10 protein-coding genes are annotated in these 18,231 nt (G+C 38.7%); 5 read left to right on the top strand and 5 right to left on the bottom strand.

Features of this window, described 5'->3' with window-relative positions; genetic code table 11:
- Positions 1–160: 160 nt before the first annotated feature.
- Entirely contained in the window at positions 161–1,486 is a 1,326-nt protein-coding gene (locus SAGCYANO_RS26875; RefSeq protein WP_202222882.1) for an AAA-like domain-containing protein, read from the top strand.
- 1,081 nt (positions 1,487–2,567) lie between these two features.
- Positions 2,568–6,065: an AAA-like domain-containing protein gene (locus SAGCYANO_RS26870; protein ID WP_202222881.1), complete on the top strand. Its 3,498-nt coding sequence runs from the start codon at positions 2,568–2,570 to the stop codon at positions 6,063–6,065.
- A gap of 338 nt (positions 6,066–6,403) precedes the next feature.
- Here the strand turns inward: SAGCYANO_RS26870 and SAGCYANO_RS26865 are convergent, their stop codons facing one another.
- The gene (locus tag SAGCYANO_RS26865) at positions 6,404–6,697 is read right to left on the bottom strand and encodes a hypothetical protein (RefSeq protein WP_202222880.1); all 294 of its coding nucleotides are present in this window, start codon (positions 6,695–6,697) and stop codon (positions 6,404–6,406) included.
- 365 nt (positions 6,698–7,062) lie between these two features.
- On the bottom strand, positions 7,063–7,308 hold the full coding sequence (locus SAGCYANO_RS26860) for a hypothetical protein (protein ID WP_202222879.1): 246 nt from the start codon (positions 7,306–7,308) through the stop codon (positions 7,063–7,065).
- A 949-nt stretch (positions 7,309–8,257) separates the two neighbouring features.
- Between SAGCYANO_RS26860 and SAGCYANO_RS26855 the strand changes: the two genes are divergently transcribed.
- Positions 8,258–8,632 (top strand): hypothetical protein, encoded by a 375-nt coding sequence (locus SAGCYANO_RS26855; RefSeq protein ID WP_202222878.1) that lies wholly within the window; start codon positions 8,258–8,260, stop codon positions 8,630–8,632.
- Between the two features lie 43 nt (positions 8,633–8,675).
- Here SAGCYANO_RS26855 and SAGCYANO_RS48105 read toward each other — a convergent pair whose 3' ends face one another.
- The 3 genes from SAGCYANO_RS48105 to SAGCYANO_RS26845 are packed head-to-tail and all read right to left on the bottom strand — an operon-like array spanning position 8,676 to position 16,047.
- The gene (locus SAGCYANO_RS48105) at positions 8,676–8,807 is read right to left on the bottom strand and encodes a hypothetical protein (RefSeq protein WP_255502721.1); all 132 of its coding nucleotides are present in this window, start codon (positions 8,805–8,807) and stop codon (positions 8,676–8,678) included.
- The gene (locus SAGCYANO_RS26850) at positions 8,791–15,828 is read right to left on the bottom strand and encodes a translocation/assembly module TamB domain-containing protein (RefSeq protein WP_202222877.1); all 7,038 of its coding nucleotides are present in this window, start codon (positions 15,826–15,828) and stop codon (positions 8,791–8,793) included. The genes SAGCYANO_RS48105 and SAGCYANO_RS26850 overlap by 17 nt, the downstream gene beginning before the upstream one ends.
- 54 nt (positions 15,829–15,882) lie before the next feature.
- Positions 15,883–16,047 carry a hypothetical protein gene (locus SAGCYANO_RS26845; protein WP_202222876.1) on the bottom strand — a complete coding sequence of 55 codons (165 nt, stop codon included), beginning with the start codon at positions 16,045–16,047 and terminating at the stop codon, positions 15,883–15,885.
- 104 nt (positions 16,048–16,151) lie between these two features.
- Between SAGCYANO_RS26845 and SAGCYANO_RS26840 the strand changes: the two genes are divergently transcribed.
- Both SAGCYANO_RS26840 and murQ read left to right on the top strand, forming a co-directional pair.
- The gene (locus tag SAGCYANO_RS26840; RefSeq protein WP_202222875.1) at positions 16,152–16,523 is read left to right on the top strand and encodes a DUF3110 domain-containing protein; all 372 of its coding nucleotides are present in this window, start codon (positions 16,152–16,154) and stop codon (positions 16,521–16,523) included.
- Between the two features lie 640 nt (positions 16,524–17,163).
- Positions 17,164–18,087: an N-acetylmuramic acid 6-phosphate etherase gene (gene murQ / locus SAGCYANO_RS26835; RefSeq protein ID WP_202222874.1), complete on the top strand. Its 924-nt coding sequence runs from the start codon at positions 17,164–17,166 to the stop codon at positions 18,085–18,087.
- Positions 18,088–18,231: the final 144 nt, after the last annotated feature.

Here is an 18,231-nt window from a genome sequence, read left to right as displayed (position 1 = left end):
ACAGAGTTCAGTTTTGTTGAGCATCAAGCTCGACTTCTTTGAACCTCATATATTCATTAAATTTCACTGCATACTGACTTATCGCCTGAGAATATCTGACTTGTTACTGACTTTTAGTGAATCAATGGTAAAGTATATATAGTAGTTAGGTTGAGGAGCTATGCCAAGGTCACTTAAAGTTCGTCAAGGGTGCATTGAAACAGTTAAACTAGCAGTCAGGCGTAATGGCTTTCCCAGCCAGCGAGCTTTGGCTGAGGATGTCGGCTTGGCTTTGGCCACAGTCAGCAATTTCCTCACAGGTAAACCTGTTGACTTTACGACTTTTGAAGAACTGTCTAATAAATTGATGCTCTCGTGGAGAGAAATCGCTGATTTAGATTTTGATGTGCCATCCCAGACAAGCAACTTTAATCCGGAAACCCCTCAGTTCAGAGATGCCAACCCGGACAAGTCGCCTCCCTACCCCAACGGCCCAGTCCCCCTAGATTCTCATTTTTATATCGACCGTCCCCCGATGGAACAACTGAGCTGCAATGAAATTCTTAAACCTGGGAGTGTTACTCGCATTCAAGCACCTCGGAAAATGGGAAAAAGTTCTCTGCTGCTTAGAATTATGGCTTTTGCTCAACAACAGAGCTACAAAATAGTAAAAATAGACTTTCAGGAAGCAGATAAGGCCGTTTATGCCCACTTAAATAAATTCTTACGCTGGTTTTGTGCGAATATAGCTCGCCAGCTACAACTACAACCTCTCCTAGACGAATATTGGGACGAGGAGATGGGTAGTAAAGTAAGTTGCGGGATTTATTTTGAAGGGTATTTATTAGGGCAAGTAGACACCCCTATCGTTTTGGTCTTAAACGAAATTAATTTAGTTTTTGAACATCCGGACATCGCTGAAGAATTTTTACCCCTGCTGCGATCTTGGCACGAACAAGCAAGGCAAAGTACCCTATTTCAAAAACTGCGTTTAGTTGTAGTTCATTCTACAGAAGTGTATATATCCCTAGATATTAATCAATCTCCATTTAATATAGGATTGCCGATAAAGCTGCCTGAATTTAATTTCAAGCAAATTCAAGATTTAGTAACCAGACACGGACTAAACTGGACAGAAGGAGATAGAGTTAAGCAGTTGATGGCAATGGTGGGAGGACATCCTTATTTAGTGCGTATTGCTCTCTACCATTTGGCTCAAGCACAAATAACATTAGAAACATTGTTACAACAAGCTCCTACTCAAGGAGGAATTTATGGTGGTATCTTACGCCATCACTGGGAAATCATACAAAAAAAACCAACACTATCAGCAGCACTTCATCAGGTGGTAATGACGAGCGAAAGCGTCAAGTTAAACCCAATTGTGACTTATAAACTAGAAAGTATGGGACTCATCAAATTAGACGGCGATCGCGCTTACCCCTCCTGTCAAATGTATCGTCTTTATTTTGCTGGTCAATACCAACAAGAAGAAAATACGGTTTAATTCAGCTAATATCATGTCCGGATAAGAGCGTGATGAAAAAAACTATCCTGTCACAAGCGAGGGCAAATCTCTATATTTTCCCTCCATACCTACTCCCTACTCCCTACTCCCTTTTTCCCCTCCACCGGAGGGGTTAGGGGTGGGTCCCTACTCCCTACTCCCTGATTTATAAGTATTCAAACGGACATGATATAACTAATAAATGATATAACCCACATTCCGCACCACAAAATGTAGTATAGAATCAGGAGACAGGAGACAGGAGACAGAATTTTAGAAGAAAATCATAACTGCCGTGATTGAGTAATCAGGATCAAGCAAGTATTTATGCGTAAATTTTTTACTAGGAATTTGATGGACGAAAAAAGTAATTGAGATGATTTGCATAGTATAAATAACTTACCAAGCTACAGATTCATATACTACTTTTGATGATACGCTCTTGAAGTGCGTGTGGGTGGGATATAAAATCTGGTTATAAAGTTATCGCACTTTCTACTTCCATGCAATGCAGACATAAAATGCCTACTTATCCCCAGATAATTCCAACTCTCATCCTTTCTTCCTACTGACCAAAAAATAAGGTCAATAGTCTCCCCTTGGCTGCGCCGCGAGCTAGCGCTCTACAAGGGGATGAAAAAGCGGTTGAGGGATGGATGGGTTTCCTAACCATATCAATCAACCAAGACAGCGGTCGTTTGCGGAGCATTCGTAGGATGGGATGGCGAGGAAACCTGGCCATATCCATGAGACCAAGAAAAAATCAAGTTCAATATTTCAATTCACTTTACTTTCCTAGGTCATGCTGCGCAAACAGGTAGAGGTACTGTTAGCGTAGCTCCTCCGACAGGAGGCTAACTGAAATGACTCCTGACTCTTGTGCTCATATAGTCATTTAACTTTAGATTGAGACAAAGCTTTCTTGCTATGAGGGAGTTTCAGACTAAAAACATCTCATTTTTAAGTTGAACTACTATACAATAACTAATTATCCGGATACTATTAGACATCTCCAGAAAATAGGGAGCAGGCATTAGAGGGAAATAATTGATTTTATTTTTGATTCTTGGAGATTTCTATTATGATGTATCAAATTGGTGGTAGCCTGCAAGATGATTCGCCCAGCTATGTCGAAAGACTTGCTGACACTGAACTATATGAAGCCTTAAAACGAGGGGAGTTTTGCTATGTGCTTAATTCTCGTCAAATGGGCAAATCTTCCCTATTAGTTAGAACCAGACATAAATTACAAAAAGAAGGTATCAAATGTAGCACTGTCGATCTAACTAATATTGGCAGTAAACATATTACTCCTACACAGTGGTATAAGGGAGTAGCTGGTGAGTTATGGCGGGGGTTTCAACTTTTAGGCAAAGTTAATTTGAAAAAATGGTGGAAAGAAGAAGAAAATATTTCTTTACTGCAAAGATTGAGTCGTTTTATTTGTGATATTCTGCTCAAACAATTTCCCGAAAACAATATTGTCATTTTTATAGATGAAATTGATAGTATTCTCAGTCTAGATTTTTCTGTAGATGACTTTTTTGCCTTGATCAGATTCTGTTATAATCAACGAGCAATAGATCCAGAATACAAACGCATAACTTTTTGCATTTTTGGGGTTGCCACGCCATCAGATTTAATTAAAGATAAAACTAGAACTCCTTTTAATATTGGTCGCGCCATTGAACTAGATGGTTTTACATTAGAGCAAGTTCAACCTTTAGCAGCAGGATTAAAAATTGGAATAGGAGATAGTTTTGAAGTTATAAAACAGATATTGTATTGGACAAATGGGCAACCATTTCTCAGCCAAAAGTTATGTAAATTAGTGGTTGAAGCTAGTCGAGATTCAGTCAGTGAAATTCTCACTATTCCCCCAGGGAACGAAAAATTTTGGGTGGAAAGCATAGTGAGAACGAAGATACTGCACAAGTGGGAATCACAAGACGAACCAGAACATTTAAGAACAATTAGAGATAGGATTCAACGAAATGAAAAACGTGCCGCCAAGTTATTAGGAATCTATCAGGCTATTTTACAAAGAAAAGAAATAAAAATAGATGACTCTCGAGAACAAATGGAACTAATTTTGTCTGGTTTGGTAGTGAAAAAGGATGGTTTATTGAAGGTGAAAAACCGGATTTATGCGGAAGTCTTTAACACAGAATGGGTAGAAAAGCAATTAAATGTCCTACGTCCTTATTCTCAGGTATTAGAAGCTTGGATAGCATCAAACAAAACTGACCCATCTCGTTTGTTGCGGGGACTGGCATTAAAAGATGCTCAAAAGTGGTCTCAGGGGAAAAGTTTAAGCGATATAGATTATGAATTTTTAGCTGCGTCGGTAGAATTTGACAAATCGGAAATACAAAAAGCATTAGAAGCCGAAAAGACTAAAGCAATTGAAGCACAACTGGCAGAGGAACAAAAAAGATTACTGCAAGAGCAAAAAACTGCGAAGCTACAAAGGGTATTTCTGGGTGCAGTCAGTTTAGCCTTATTAGTCGTTTCTGGATTGGGAATAATAACTTTTATACAATATCAACGAGCAGAAACTCGTGAAAAGGAAGCAATAATTAGCGAAATCAAAGCATTAGTTTCTTCTTCTACTGGAAACTACAACTCACATCAAAGATTAGATGCACTTTTGTCTGCGATTAAAGCCTACAATCAAGTACAAACATTAGGAGAAGTAGACTCAAAGCTCAAAAACCAAGTTGAATTAGTACTTACGAAAGCCTTGTATGGGGTAGACGAGTACAATCGCCTAATCGGTCACAGTGCGGGTCTTTGGGGAGTTGCGGTTAGTCCCGACGGCGAGTTTATTGCCTCTGCTAGTGCAGATCGAACCGTCAAACTCTGGAATAAAAACGGTAAGCTGTTGACAACTTTCACGAGTCACAATTCGGGGGTTTTGGGAGTTACTTTTAGCCCAGACGGAGAAATAATTGCCTCTAGTGATGAACAGGGGAATATCTTGCTGTGGTATAAAAATGGCAAGTTATTGAGAACATTGAAAGGACACAGTGGAGCGGTTTCAAGAGTTACTTTTAGTTCCGACGGTAAGATCATTGCCTCTGCTAGTGAGGATAAAACAGTTAAACTCTGGAACAAAAGTGGCAAGTTATTGAGAACATTAAAAGGACATAGCATGAAAGTTGCTGATGTGGCAATTAGTTCGGATGGCGAGATTATAGCTTCTGCTAGTACAGATCGAACCGTCAAACTCTGGAACAAAAACGGCAAGTTGTTAAATACTCTAACTGGTGTTGGAGTCAGATCAGTAGCAATTAGTCCCGACGGCGATATCATAGCTGCTGCTAGTAAAGATCGAACAGTCAAACTTTGGAACAAAAGCGGCAAGTTGTTAAATACTCTAACCGATAATGATGGTATGATTTATCGTCTGGCCTGGAGTTCTGACGGACAAATGCTTGCTTCTGCTTCGATAGACACTACAGTGAAAATCTGGCATCGAGATGGGAGACTGTATAGAACTTTGAGAGGACATAGTGCTGTTGTTAGAGATATTGCTTTTAGTCCTGATGGAAAGACGATCGTCTCTGCGAGTGAAGATAAGACTGTAAAACTCTGGAAACTTGACAACAGTTTGTATAAAATCCTTACTGGCCATGAGGATTGGGTAGGGGCAGTCGCCTGGAGTTTTGACGGAAGTTTACTTGCATCTGTATCAGCAGATACCACCGTTAAACTCTGGCAAACAAATGGTAAGTTACTCAGAAGTCTGGAAGGACATCAGGCTATTGTTTTTGATGTGGATTTTAGCCCTAATAATAGAACTCTCGCATCAGCATCAGCAGACCGTAGCGTTAAAATCTGGCAAACAAATGGCAAGTTGCTGCAAACCCTTGAGAAAAATGTTGTTTTTTGGGGGGTTGCCTTTAGTCCCGACGGCGACAAAATAGCCTCCGCTTTGGGAAACAATACAGTTAACCTCTGGCAAACAAATGGCAAATTTTTACTCACTTTGACAGGACATACTGCTGAGGTTAAAGACGTTACTTGGAGTCCTAACGGCAAGATAATTGCCTCAACTTCTGTTGATAATACGGTTAAACTCTGGCAGGCGGACGGAAAGTTATTGAGAACTCTTACTGGACATAAATCGACAGTTAGAGGTGTAGTTTTTAGTCCCGATGGTGAGATTATTGCCTCTGCTGGGGCAGATAATATGCTTAAACTTTGGCAGCCAGATGGGACCTTATTAAGAAGCTTTTTTGGACATGATGCTTCTATTTGGGGAGTAGACTTTAGTCCCGACGGCAAAATTATTGCCTCTGGTTCTTTGGACAAAACAGTCAAACTCTGGAACATTGACGGTACTTTATTAAAAACTCTAACCGCACACTCTGGTGGAGTTAGAGGAGTTGCTTTTAGTCCTGATGGAAAAATTCTCGCTTCTGCTAGTAGCGATCGCACAATCATTCTGTGGAATTTGGATCGGATTCTTCAGCTTGACAAACTAGGTTATGCTTGCAATTGGGTAAAAGATTATCTACAAACCAATCAACAGTTAGAACAGAGCGATCGCCACCTGTGCGGCGATTTCGGTTAATTCTTCGACTTTTGCTTGTTAAATGAACTGTCGGGAGTGCCTTTGAAACACCCCATTACCCAAGGATATGAGTCTGTGACAAAGTAACCGTATACCGTTCTTAGAAACCTACGATAATCTATAGAAACATAAGATTATCTGTTCTATTCCTGCTTCATTCTAGTAACGTAGGCGTTATCCAGTAGCCAATTTTTCCGTCACCCACGCCGTAGCAACCAGCTGAAAGTAAGTCTAATTTGACGCCATTAAGAAAAATTGCATTGTCTGTAGTAAGGGATAGCTCTGTCTTTTTGGATGCTTGTTGTGGATCCGTTGTAACTTCAAGAGTGAGATTTTGTTCAGACTTTTTCTGCTTTAGGAAGACTTCGGTTATGAGGTTTATCCATCTCATGTTTAATCCTGCGATCAATTCTTTCATGTAGTTCATGCCTTTTTTTTTGTCGGTACTCATCTTCCTTTTGACGCGCTCGAATACGATATTTATCTTTGCGATCAGCTAATATAATTTGATTTTCCTCTAAGCTTTTTTGTTCAGTTTTGATGTTAGTCAAATTATTTAAGGCCATTGCTGGATAGGTACAAGCAAAGCCAAAATATAAGGGAATAATAGCGAGCAAAAATTTATTATTCATATCGAAACAGTTACCTCTATATACTCTTCTTTTATCAAGTACATTTTATACCAAATTAGATGAGCTTACCCTGAAGCGGATTTACGATGATAGGCTATAATTTAATTCATTCCAGCATTAATCAACTTATACTCATTTCCTAAATCTTTAAATTTATCAAAATAACATGGGTCTAAAACCCCCTCAAGCGGAAGACCAAATTGTAATAGTTAAAGAATATGCAGCTTTTCCCTTGAGACTAATTGCTAATCTCGAGCAAATGAGAAATCCTTACAAAAAAAAGCTTTCCCTAGTATTGAGAAAGCTTTAGCTACGAATTACTTGACAGATGAATTTAAGAAATGGTTAATTGTTCAGCCAAGATTTTAATCTCTGTCCTCCTCATCATTTTTCTCACCGGAAAGAAAATAAAGAATCTTTTCTATTACCCCGTTGGGTTCTTTGCGGAATTCTATTCTTTTGATGCTATTTTGGTCTATTTCCATTGCAAAGCTGTACGACAATAGCTGGTTTACAAAAAATATGACTGTCATAGATTTCCCTGAAATTTTCTGTGCTTTGTTTAGCAATGCTTGTAGCTTGCTTACCTGCTCTGAGTTTGTTTTTGCCATTGCTTTCCTCTGTGTTGATGCGCTTTTTATGTGAAATGACTCATTTGAGTAAGTGATAGCTATCACAAGTTAATGTGAGATTTATCACAAATAGTTGACAAAACAAAACCCACTGTATAAACTAGGGAATATAAAGATTGCAAAAGTTATATTCAAGTTATCTATATTTAAGTTATCTTTTAACTCGAGCAATCAATTAACTAAAAATACAGTTTGGTAATTACTAATAATTACAGCTTGGTAATTACTATGTATTGTTATTCAACCCTGCATTCATTGTGCAGATAAGGCCAATATAGGGGGCAGAGGCACTTGGTTGGTCTGGTAAACTTTGTCAAGTGCCTTTGTAACCCTACTTATTACACCACCAAGGAAATTCTACATTTTTTTATGTATTGAGTCAACCCTCCATCTATAACTAGGTGAAATTATAACAGAAAAATATATCTCAGAGTTAGCTGTCTGTGAAAATCAATTGAGTTGCTATACAATTCGCGTACAACCCCTTCACTCTCAAATTTCTTGCTAGCTTTCTTTACTACAATTATTACCAAAAATTTTTGAATTTGACAAGGTGAACTACAACAACTGGAGTTTATACCAGGGCAAACGCATCTTATTTTGAAGTTCTGACAGGGTAAGGATGTCAGGCTCCTAAGTATTTATACTTATCACTTTTGTAAAGCTTAACAGTACAAGTTTCCAGAATTTAGATGTGTTTGCCCTGGAGTTTATACTAAATAGTTGAAGATAAAATCAAGGAAAGGATTTAGAAGGTTTGAACTGTCAATAGATGTGACAATACAAAGATTACTGAAGTGGAAAGGGAGAAATTTCTAGCTTAAAATCCCATCCACCAATTGAAATTACAGAAGTATCTAACCACAAATATCCATCTGGTAGTGCCAAATTATCTGATGGATTAATTAATTTTATTCAGAACCATTTAGTGGAGCAAATCGAAAATTATGCTCAAGGAAAAAAAGGCTATATCGTACAAATAATCGGTCATACTGATGGTGAACAAAATAATCGTTTTCAAGTAAGTAATTTAGACGATCGCTTAGAAAAAGTTATTGGTAATGACAATATTAATAATCTGACTCCAGCTTCAAATGTAGACTTAGGTTTAATGCGAGCTCTAGCAGTAGTAAAAGAACTTGAAAAAAACCCTCGTTTAAAGCAACTAGGATTAAAATTCCGAGCTTATTCAGCAGCACAACTTTATCTACCTTCAGGAGAATATGCGAGAGTAGAGTGCTATCCAGACCAAACAAGACGGCGAATAGAAATTCGTTTCAGTCCTCCTGCTGAGAAACAATAGCTCCTGTGGACTTGATATAATATAGTTTACAGCGCTTTTCAGATTAATGAACCACATCGTCATAACCAAAACCCTGTAAGGGCGAATGGCCATTCGCCCCTACCAATAACTGATAACTGATAACTGATAACTGATAACTGAAATGACTCCTAGCAACATTAAAACTGTACTTCATATTCCACTGATAATACTGCATTATCACTAAAGTTACTGCCGCCTCGAACGCGTACTTCATCATTAACTTGATAACGCAGAGAATATTCCGTTGGTTCATTGGCGCCAAAAAGTCTAGTCATGGATACTCCTAATTGATTCGTCACGTCAACACCTACCTCCAAACCCCAACCCAAAGAGGAAGCACGTCGCGCTCCACGTTTAGGAATACTTGCAGGAAATATCCGAAATTCACTTAACCCAGTCGCGGCAATAATATCCTGTTGTAAGTTAGCAAGAATAGTGGTACTTGCTACATTAGCTAATGCTAAATTCCTATCTTCACTAAGGGTATTAATAATATTACCGCCCAACAAACTGACTATTTGTACTTCCGATCGCCTTGGAGAACTGGTCAATTCTAGGTTATTTTCTAATTCTGATAGAGGTCCTTTTGCTGTTGCCATAATTCTCACTCTCTGACTACTATTCAAGGTGCCTGGTGATGGAGCGTCTATTGTCTCGGATGATAATGGTGATGATGGGGATGATGAGCGGTTGGTCTCAAAAGCTGATGCTAATAGCTGTACATCCACAATGGGATCGAGTCCATTAATTGGGGTAAAGGTAGCTGTGTTTTTATAGTTGGGGTCTAAACGCAATTCTGTAGTAAATAGATTAATTACCCCTGCTTCAAGGTCGATATCACCGCTGGGACGAATATCGCTGAGGGTGCCGTTTATCAGTAAACCACCTGCAACTTCAAAGTTAGCTAGTCCTGGACTAATCATCAGTAGGCGATCGCTTAGAATCACCTGAAAATTATTTAGACCAATCTCTATGCCAAAATCAGGTGCATTTTCTCCATTACCTGCTGCTGCTGCAAAACCTGCTGCCTGATTTAAGAATATTTTACCTTGGGAGACTTCAACGTTACCGCCTATTTCTGGTTGCAAAGCTGCACCTGTAATCAGGACTTTTCCATCAATACCACCTTGAAAAACTCGTTGAAAGTCTATATTGAGTTGGTCTAATGTAATTGTCAGGGGGTTATTTATATCTGGTTCTTGACTGTCAAAGGGTTGAAAAATTGGTAAAACACCAATGACTTCAACTTTACCGTCACTAAGAATTCCTTGGAGTTCTTTTACTTCGATACGATCGCTCTGAAATAAAACTGTACCTGTTAGGTCTGTGAGGGGTTGGGGAAATGCTGCTGCTGTGATACTCATGTCTGCAAATTTAGCATATCCTTCTGGTTTTGGTTGTTGTAATGTTCCTTTGACTTCCAATAATATATCTCCTTTACCAGAGTTTAATGTTAACTGGTCGGTCAAGATATTAACTATCTGCAACGCATCATTTTTAATATTGACGCTAACGTTAATTAAATCGCTCCCTGCGGAAACTTGAGCAAAGGGTAAGTCTATGGGTACATCACCTCTATACAAAATTGGGTCTCCAATTATGGAAAGACCTCCACCAAAACGCAGACGTCCGGTGTTGTAAATAAATTCTGTTTGTGCTTTTTCAATGGGTTTTTCGTTTAAGGTGCCGTCTACTATATTGATTTCACCTACAGCTCTGGGGTCTTCAAAATTTCCTCCTATTTCTGTTTCGGCATTCAATTTTCCTGCAATATTAATATTGATATTTGGTGGTATATAATTTTGGGCAAATTTCTGTATTTCTGCTAAATCTATATTTTCTAATCGTAATTTCCCAGTCTGATTTTCTGGACTCAAATCTCCATTAAATGCTAATAGTGTTTCTCCTACTTGTACTTCTAGTGGTTTTACTGTCAGCACTTCGTTTTCATATTGACCCTCTAGCAGAAATTTATCGATTTTGTAAGGTCCCCAATTCCAGTCCCTACCATTGATGTCAAATTTACCGTCAATACCAGACTGCAAAGATCCTTTTGCTGCTACTTCTGCTGAAAATGTAATATCTAGGTCTGCAAGGGGTGGTATTTGTATGGGAATATTTGGTTGTTGACTTTCTTGTTGTTGTTTTAGCAAGGCTTTAATTTCGGCAAACCGACGCAGTTGGGAAATGACTGGTGTATTTTCTGGAAAACCTACTGCAACTGGTTGTACATCTTTAGCGTTGGCATAATTTGGAGTTGCTATACCTCGTGCAATATCTTCTAAGTTAAACCATTGGAGGGCGGTCAAAATATCTTGAGCTTCTCCTTTTTCAATTTTTAGGTTGCCAGCAAATTTGGGGTCGAAATTGGCAGCGGGAGAATTAATATCAACCATTGCTTGTAAGATATATCGACTGTCTCCTAATAATAATGTACCGTCATTGAGAGTTCCTATACCTTTGGCAAAATTGATGTCTGCGGTGAAACTTTCTGCATCTATATAACCAATACTAGGTTTGGCAACTGCAAGATTTCCGTTTGCGGTGATGGAGTTCAGGTCAAATGTTCTCAAACCAGATATTGCTATTTTTGCGGATGCTTCCCCGGAAACTTGAGCGATATCAAATTGTGCTGCTGGTGCTATATCTAATAATTCGACAGGAAATTGCTCTAATGTTACTAGGAGGTTTTCTCCTTCTGTGACTCCTGCGAGTTTTGCTTGGTCGCGTTGAATTAAGAAAGCAGTGGGAAAATAGGTTTGATCAAATCGGTCTAATACTAATTCTAGACGGTCTTGTTCGCCAGCAATTTTAAATGTTACTCCATCAGCTATTCCTGCATTTAATTTTCCAGATAAAACGGAATCAAAATCTACTGAATTTACGGCTAAGTTTCGCAAGACAACATCGCCAACTAAACTTAAATCTTCGATAGATTTACCGATTACTTTTCCATCAAAGTTGACTCTACCTGTTAATAACTCTCCTTTTTTTTCTATGGGTAAATCTTGCGTTAATTTTTCTATGGGCAGAGATTCTAAGTCAAAGTCTGATAAGTTGACATTAATATTAATTCCCGAAATTGTCGGTGTTTTTTGCTGTGGAAAATCCTGTACGGGTGATTGGCGCTGTAGGGGTGATTCGCGAATCACCCCTACAATTCCATTAGCATTAAATGCTGGCTGGATAGAAACTTTTTCTATTTCTACTTGTTTACCTTTCCAGTCAAACAGAGAATTAAGAGGTTGTTGAATAACTGGTAATTCTGAAAGTGTTAATTTGGCTTGAGCTGCTATAGCTTCTGGAGATAAATTTGCTAGGGTTCCGGATAAGTCTATATTTGTATTTAAAAAGCCACCAATTACTGGTAAATTTTCAGCTTGCCCTAATAATTTTTGTACCCGTCTAATAGTTGCAACGGTTGATTTTGTCTGTTCTTGTTTTTCCAATGCTGCCGAAAATTGCTCTAAAGGAATTTGCTCTCCTACTACAGCAGTTTGCCATTTTTGACCTACTAATTCTCCAGTAATATTAACTGCTCCACCATTTGTTAAAAGTACTTTTCCTTCTGCTTCAGCAGCTATAGCTTCTGGGTTTAAATTTTCTAAATTTCCGGCGATTTTAGCACTACCGAGAATATTGCCATTTATTGTTTCTAAATAAGGCAAAACTTCTGGAGGAACTACACCAATTTCTTTAGCTATTTTTTTGACAAAACTCAATGGAATAGGTTCAGCGATCGCGGAACCTACAAAATTACCATTATCTAATTTTCCTGTGGCATTAATTGTATTATTTCCAATGATTAATTTTCCGGTTCCATCAGCAGCTATTGCTTGAGGACTCAGATTATTTAAGTTACCAAATACGGTCAGATTGCCAAATAATTCTCCTTCAATTCCTGGGGGTAAGGGCGAATGCCATTCGCCCCTACGGGATATGGCAAATAAACCAGTTTTTCTGACCGTTTCTTCCAAAGAACGTAAAGCAATATTTTCTGTTTCTACATTAGCAAAAAAGTTGCCTCGTTCGAGTTTTCCATCAATATAAACAACATTGCCATCAACAAATACCTGACTATTACTATTAGCAGTAATTGCTTCAGGAGATAAATTGTTTAAATTTCCAGATAAATTAGCATTAACATCAACTTGACTATTTAAAGATTTAATAGCAGGAATTTGAGCCTGTAAAATTTGAACTTGATTAGGTTCTACAGGAATTAATCCCGAAATTAAAACCGCCTCTCCCAAATCTAAAAGAGGATTTACTGCTAATTTACTGCTATTAACAGAAGCTTGAAAATTACCATTATTTAACCTCCCCGTAGCATCAACAAATCCTCCAGCAATAATTACCTTTCCATCCCCATCAACAGTAATTCCTGTAGGAGTTAAATTATTAATATTTCCAGATACAGTCGCTTCCCCCTGAATATTTCCCTTAGTATCTGTTGGTAAAACATTATTTTTCAGAGAAACAATTTGTGCCTCTGTTAATAACTTTTCCACAGCAGTAAGAGATATTTGATTAGTTTTAACTGTCGTTTGAAAATCACCCGAACTTAAACTACCTGTAGCATTAATTGTACCTTCCTCTATTTTGAGATTTCCAGCTAAATTTCCTGCTATATTTTCCGGAGTAGGATTTGCCAGATTTCCTGATAAATTAACCTTACCATTGAGTCTACCATTCAGAGTTTTTAACCTGGGAATATTAGCTCTAATATTATTTAACTGTTCCTGGTCAGTAATAACTCCAGAATTTACTGCCGATAACCCCAAATCTAACAAAGGATTAAGTGGTAAATCTTCAGTATCAACCAATGCTTGAAAATTACCATTATTAACCCTCCCATTAACATTAACCTTACCATTAGCCAGATTAACATTCCCCTGAAAACCACTCGTCATCCCAGGCAAACTTAAATCATTTAGATTAGCTGAAAAAGTAGCTTCACCATTAACCTTTCCATCAGTTTGACTAGACAAAATAGGATTAGGAGTCGTCAGAAAATTTGCATTTCTCCCTATTCTTTCTAAAGCACTTAAACTCAATTGAACAGCATTTCCCTTACCTTGCAAATTACCATTATTTGCCCGAGCATTAAAATTAACCTGACCACCAGCAACACTTATTACCCCACTCCCATTCCCATCAATAGTATTAATTGAAAAATCCCTCGTGAGACCAGAAGAACTAGCTTCAGCATTAACAATACCCTCCAACCCAGATGGTAAACCCAATGGTTTTAAAGGTTCTAAATTATCTAAATTAACTTGATTTACAGTAACATTGAGCTGCCAGTTTTCCAGATTAGCAGTACCATCAATATTAACCCTTCCCCCACCAACCTCAACAACAGTATTTTTAATATTCGCCTGACTATCAACAACATCAACAGTACCACTCACCGGATAAACAGCATTCGGTAACTGCCATAGAACCTGTCCTTTCAAACTTTCCAAAGCACCAGCGATCGCTACTTCAGAAGAAAAATCACCCAAGGGAAGAGGTGAAATAATACCATATTGTTGAGCGATCGGTTCTAGGGGTAAATTTTCCACCTTCAGGTTTAAGTCAACTACAGGATTAAAATTCGTTTCCTGCTCCTTACTGACTAACTCCCGACTCCCGACTTGTAAGTTCTGAGTTTTGAGTTCTGAATTCTGAGTTCCCACTCCTTGTTGAACTGACTGACTACTGACTCCCTCCTGAATTCTAAATTCTAAATTCTGAATTCTAAATTCTGAATTGCCTGTAATTTTCCCTCCCACCACTGGAGTAATTTGTAAGTCAGAAAAACCAGCAGTTAAACTGAGCGGTTGAAATTCTTGGTTTAACTGCGGACTAATAGTAAAATTTGTCGCAATATCCTGAAAACTTAATCTATCAACCCTAGTAACTTCAGTCGTTTGAACTTTTCCTGAAACCACTGGTTGCAGCAAACTACCAACAATCTTGAAATTAGTTTTCACACCCCCATCCAATAAAGGTCTAATATCCTGAATTTGACTCCGAATTTGCTGAAGTTGCTCTTTAGTTTCTACTGTTTCAATACGCTGCGAAAGTAAATCAATTTCTGTAGTAAAAGTATTAAACAAAGTGTCGAAACTAACAGGCAAAACCTCCGCATTCAAATTCAGATTAAGATTTTGAGGATCTAAGTCCGCCGTTGTTTGTGCCGTACCCTGGAGTTTTAATCCAATATTCCCATAGTTAGCATTTAAACTTTCCACCCTAACTTTTGGCCAAGCAACATTAGCAACCGTATTCAGGTTAACAGTGTCGCTCAGGAAACTGCTGTTAGCACTCAACTCCTGCAAACTAACTTTTCCCTGGATATTTTGTACAAAGTCAGCAACTTTATCAGTTAGTTTAATCTCAGTCCGGAGGTCTGCATTTAATACCCCACTTTGCAGACTCACATCAGGAATATTTTCAAACGCTAATGCTAAAGGAACAAATATTGGTAATTGCAACTTTTGCGCTACGACATCAGCTTTAACTTCCGAATTTTTGAGATTAACATCAGCATCAACCCGAAAATTACCACCACCATCAATAACTTTCCCATTCAGGTCTACCAACCAACGTTGCAATTTGTCCCTAGAAAAAACTTCACTATTACTTAAATCTAACAATATCGGTTCAGAAGACCTTCCTGTTTCAGCAGGCAAAATACTAACATCCAGTTCCGGGAAACGTAGAGCTGTAATATCAACATTAAAAGGAGGAGGTGGTAAATCTGCCAATTCTGGAATTTTAAACAAACCATCAGCTTCTTGTCGTAAATTAGCTTCAGATTTTCCAAATGTAATATCAAGTTTCAGAGTTTTAAATAACAGAGGTCCAAGAGCATACCTAACCTTAACTATCTCCGTAGAAGCAGCGATCGAGTCTGTTGAAGTTGGAGGTAAAGATGAAGGGCCAAATTCTAGATAACCAATTCTAAATTTTTTCAGTTCGCCCACTTTAACTGGCCTTTGGGTAAGTCTGGTTAGATTCTCACTCACCATTGGGGCTAACTTTTCTTGAAACCACCAAGTTCCTACTGCTCCCCCTCCTACAGAGACTGTCCCTAAACCCAGACCACTAATAATTACTATTCTGCGCCAATTTCTAGACTTGGAGGTATCCGTTTGCTGATCAGAATTGTCTGGAGTGTTGGTCATTTCAGTTATCAGTTATCAGTTATCAGTTAGCCTCCTATCGGAGGAACTTCGTTATCAGTACCGACCGCTAAAGTCAGAAGCACCGAAATACTGAAGTTTACTTTCTCTTGGTCGATTGGATATGGCGCAGGTTTCCTCGCCATCCCACCCTACGGGAAGCTCCGCTAACGACCGCTTTTCATCACCTTGAAAGGTGAGACTATAGTAACACCAGACCATGTACTCTCCACCCTCCCCTTTCCTTGATTATAATTTAGACCACATTATTTCTTTGTCTCTACTAATATAGACAAAACAATTGTCTATTCATATTAGGAAAAGTTATGCCAGTATTTGTTTTACTGTTTAATGCTAGAACTGAAAATGAAGGAATTCATACTATTCAGATTGGCGATCGTAATAAGGTATTGATGTTTGAGTCAGAGGATGATGCCACTCGGTTTGGTGTTTTACTAGAAGCTCAAGATTTTCCTTCTCCGACAGTGGAAGAATTTGACCAAGAAGAAATTATGGAATTCTGTAGGGGTGTAAATTATGAGTGGGAAGTTATACCAGCAGGTTCTTTGGAGATACCCCCAGAGAATAATGTAGAAAATACTGATTGGCAACTAGATGCAGACCAAATGTCTGAAAAGGCTGAAAACTCAGAGTTTGACTTAGATAGAATTAGGCGTCAACTGGAGGGTCTTTTATAGAACCCATTTGTTTATAAAGATGGGGAGTGGAGGAGTAGGGGAGTGGGGGAGTGAGGGAGTGGGGGAGTGAGGGAGTAGGGGAGTGAGGGAGTAGGGGAGTGGGGGAGATGGAAACATTTTTCTACCTGCTTGGTGCGCGTTTCCTTGCGCCTAAGGGCGATGCGGGGTCGCATCCGCTTTTTGCCATATTCTCTGACTGAATTTCCTGAATTCACCAGGATAGACTTCTATGCCAAAAGCACATACCGCGTGCAAAGATACCATCAGGGTTCTATAGTTGTTTTGTACACAATCAAGTTAAAATTTAAAAATTAAAAGTATTTTTTATTCTCCATGAGTAAGCTCCATGGAAAGCAGGGGAGTGGGGGAGTAGGGGAGTGGGGAAGTGGGGGAGATGGAAGCATTCCTTTTTGCTATATTCTCTCACTGAATCTCCTCATATCTAGTTGATTTTTTTGTCAAACTATTAAGATATACCAGGGAATAGGCAATAAATAACAGCGGTATGACCTCATGGAGTGGATAGACTACAGTAGCAAAAGCATTTTTCTAGGACCTACGGACGTTAAATACAACGTCCCTACTCCCTACTCCCTACTCCCTAAACAAAAAGAATTTTTTAATCAGTAATGGGCTAAAGATGGACAATTTACAGGCACGAGGTCATTTATTGACTGAACAGGTTAACCCCAATAGTCATAATTTAGATAGGTTAAGCTCTTTAGAGTTGGTGGACTTATTTAATCAAGAGGATCGGCGAACTTTAGAGGCGATCGCTGCATCCCGTTTACAATTGGCTCAGGCAGTGGACATTACTACTGAGGCTCTACGCCAAGGTGGCAAACTTTTTTATGTGGGTGCTGGTACAAGTGGTCGTTTGGGGGTATTGGATGCGGCTGAATGTCCTCCTACATTTTGTACGCCTTCGGATTTGGTACAAGGAATTATTGCTGGTGGTGCGGGTGCTTTAGTCCGTAGTTCGGAAGATTTGGAGGACCGCTTTGAAGATGGTAGTCAGGCGATCGCTTCGCGCCATATTACGAATTTGGATGTGGTAGTCGGTATTACTGCTGGTGGTACAACTCCTTATGTCCATGGTGCTTTAGAAGCAGCAAAACAAAGGGGGGCAAAAACAATTTTTATTACTTGTGTGCCTGTAGATCAGTTTAGTGTGGAAGTAGATGTAGATATTCGGTTGGTAGTTGGCCCAGAGTTATTGGCAGGTTCCACACGCTTAAAGGCAGGAACAGTGACAAAAATGGCTTTGAATATTTTATCAACGGGAGTGATGGTCGGACTGGGAAAGGTTTATGGTAATCGTATGGTTGACGTAGCAGTGAAAAATACTAAGTTACGCGATCGTGCCCTACGCATTATTGAGGATTTAACTGAGTTGAGTAGGGATGAGGCCACAAAATTATTAAATAAAAGTAATGATTCAGTTAAATTGGCACTTTTTATGCATTGGAGTGGTTTAGAAAAAGAAGAAGGGGACCGGATTTTATCTGAGTACCAGGGTAATATCAGAGCAGCATTGCAAGAAGTAGGAAAAATAGGGGATTAGAATTTAGAATTTAGAATTTAGAATTTAGAATTACCTCTTCTTATTCTTATAAGTTTAAGAGGATTGGATCAACCACTTTTTTCTCCATGAATGGAGAGGCTTTATCTTTTTTTTGGGCATTGCATAATTGCGGGATGATTTTAT

The organism is Okeania sp. KiyG1 (assembly GCF_014132355.1).
Taxonomy (GTDB): Bacteria; Cyanobacteriota; Cyanobacteriia; order Cyanobacteriales; family Microcoleaceae; genus Okeania.
This window is presented reverse-complemented; position numbering and strand designations above follow the sequence as displayed.

What these genes read in the sequence shown, in the direction of transcription:
- murQ (WP_202222874.1), top strand. Translation starts at nt 17,164, where the DNA reads ATGGACAATTTACAGGCACGAGGTCATTTATTGACTGAACAGGTTAAC.
- SAGCYANO_RS26865 (WP_202222880.1), bottom strand. Translation starts at nt 6,697, where the DNA reads ATGAATAATAAATTTTTGCTCGCTATTATTCCCTTATATTTTGGCTTT.
- SAGCYANO_RS26840 (WP_202222875.1), top strand. Translation starts at nt 16,152, where the DNA reads ATGCCAGTATTTGTTTTACTGTTTAATGCTAGAACTGAAAATGAAGGA.
- SAGCYANO_RS48105 (WP_255502721.1), bottom strand. Translation starts at nt 8,807, where the DNA reads ATGAAGTACAGTTTTAATGTTGCTAGGAGTCATTTCAGTTATCAGTTA.
- SAGCYANO_RS26850 (WP_202222877.1), bottom strand. Translation starts at nt 15,828, where the DNA reads ATGACCAACACTCCAGACAATTCTGATCAGCAAACGGATACCTCCAAG.
- SAGCYANO_RS26860 (WP_202222879.1), bottom strand. Translation starts at nt 7,308, where the DNA reads ATGGCAAAAACAAACTCAGAGCAGGTAAGCAAGCTACAAGCATTGCTA.
- SAGCYANO_RS26875 (WP_202222882.1), top strand. Translation starts at nt 161, where the DNA reads ATGCCAAGGTCACTTAAAGTTCGTCAAGGGTGCATTGAAACAGTTAAA.
- SAGCYANO_RS26870 (WP_202222881.1), top strand. Translation starts at nt 2,568, where the DNA reads ATGATGTATCAAATTGGTGGTAGCCTGCAAGATGATTCGCCCAGCTAT.
- SAGCYANO_RS26845 (WP_202222876.1), bottom strand. Translation starts at nt 16,047, where the DNA reads ATGGTCTGGTGTTACTATAGTCTCACCTTTCAAGGTGATGAAAAGCGG.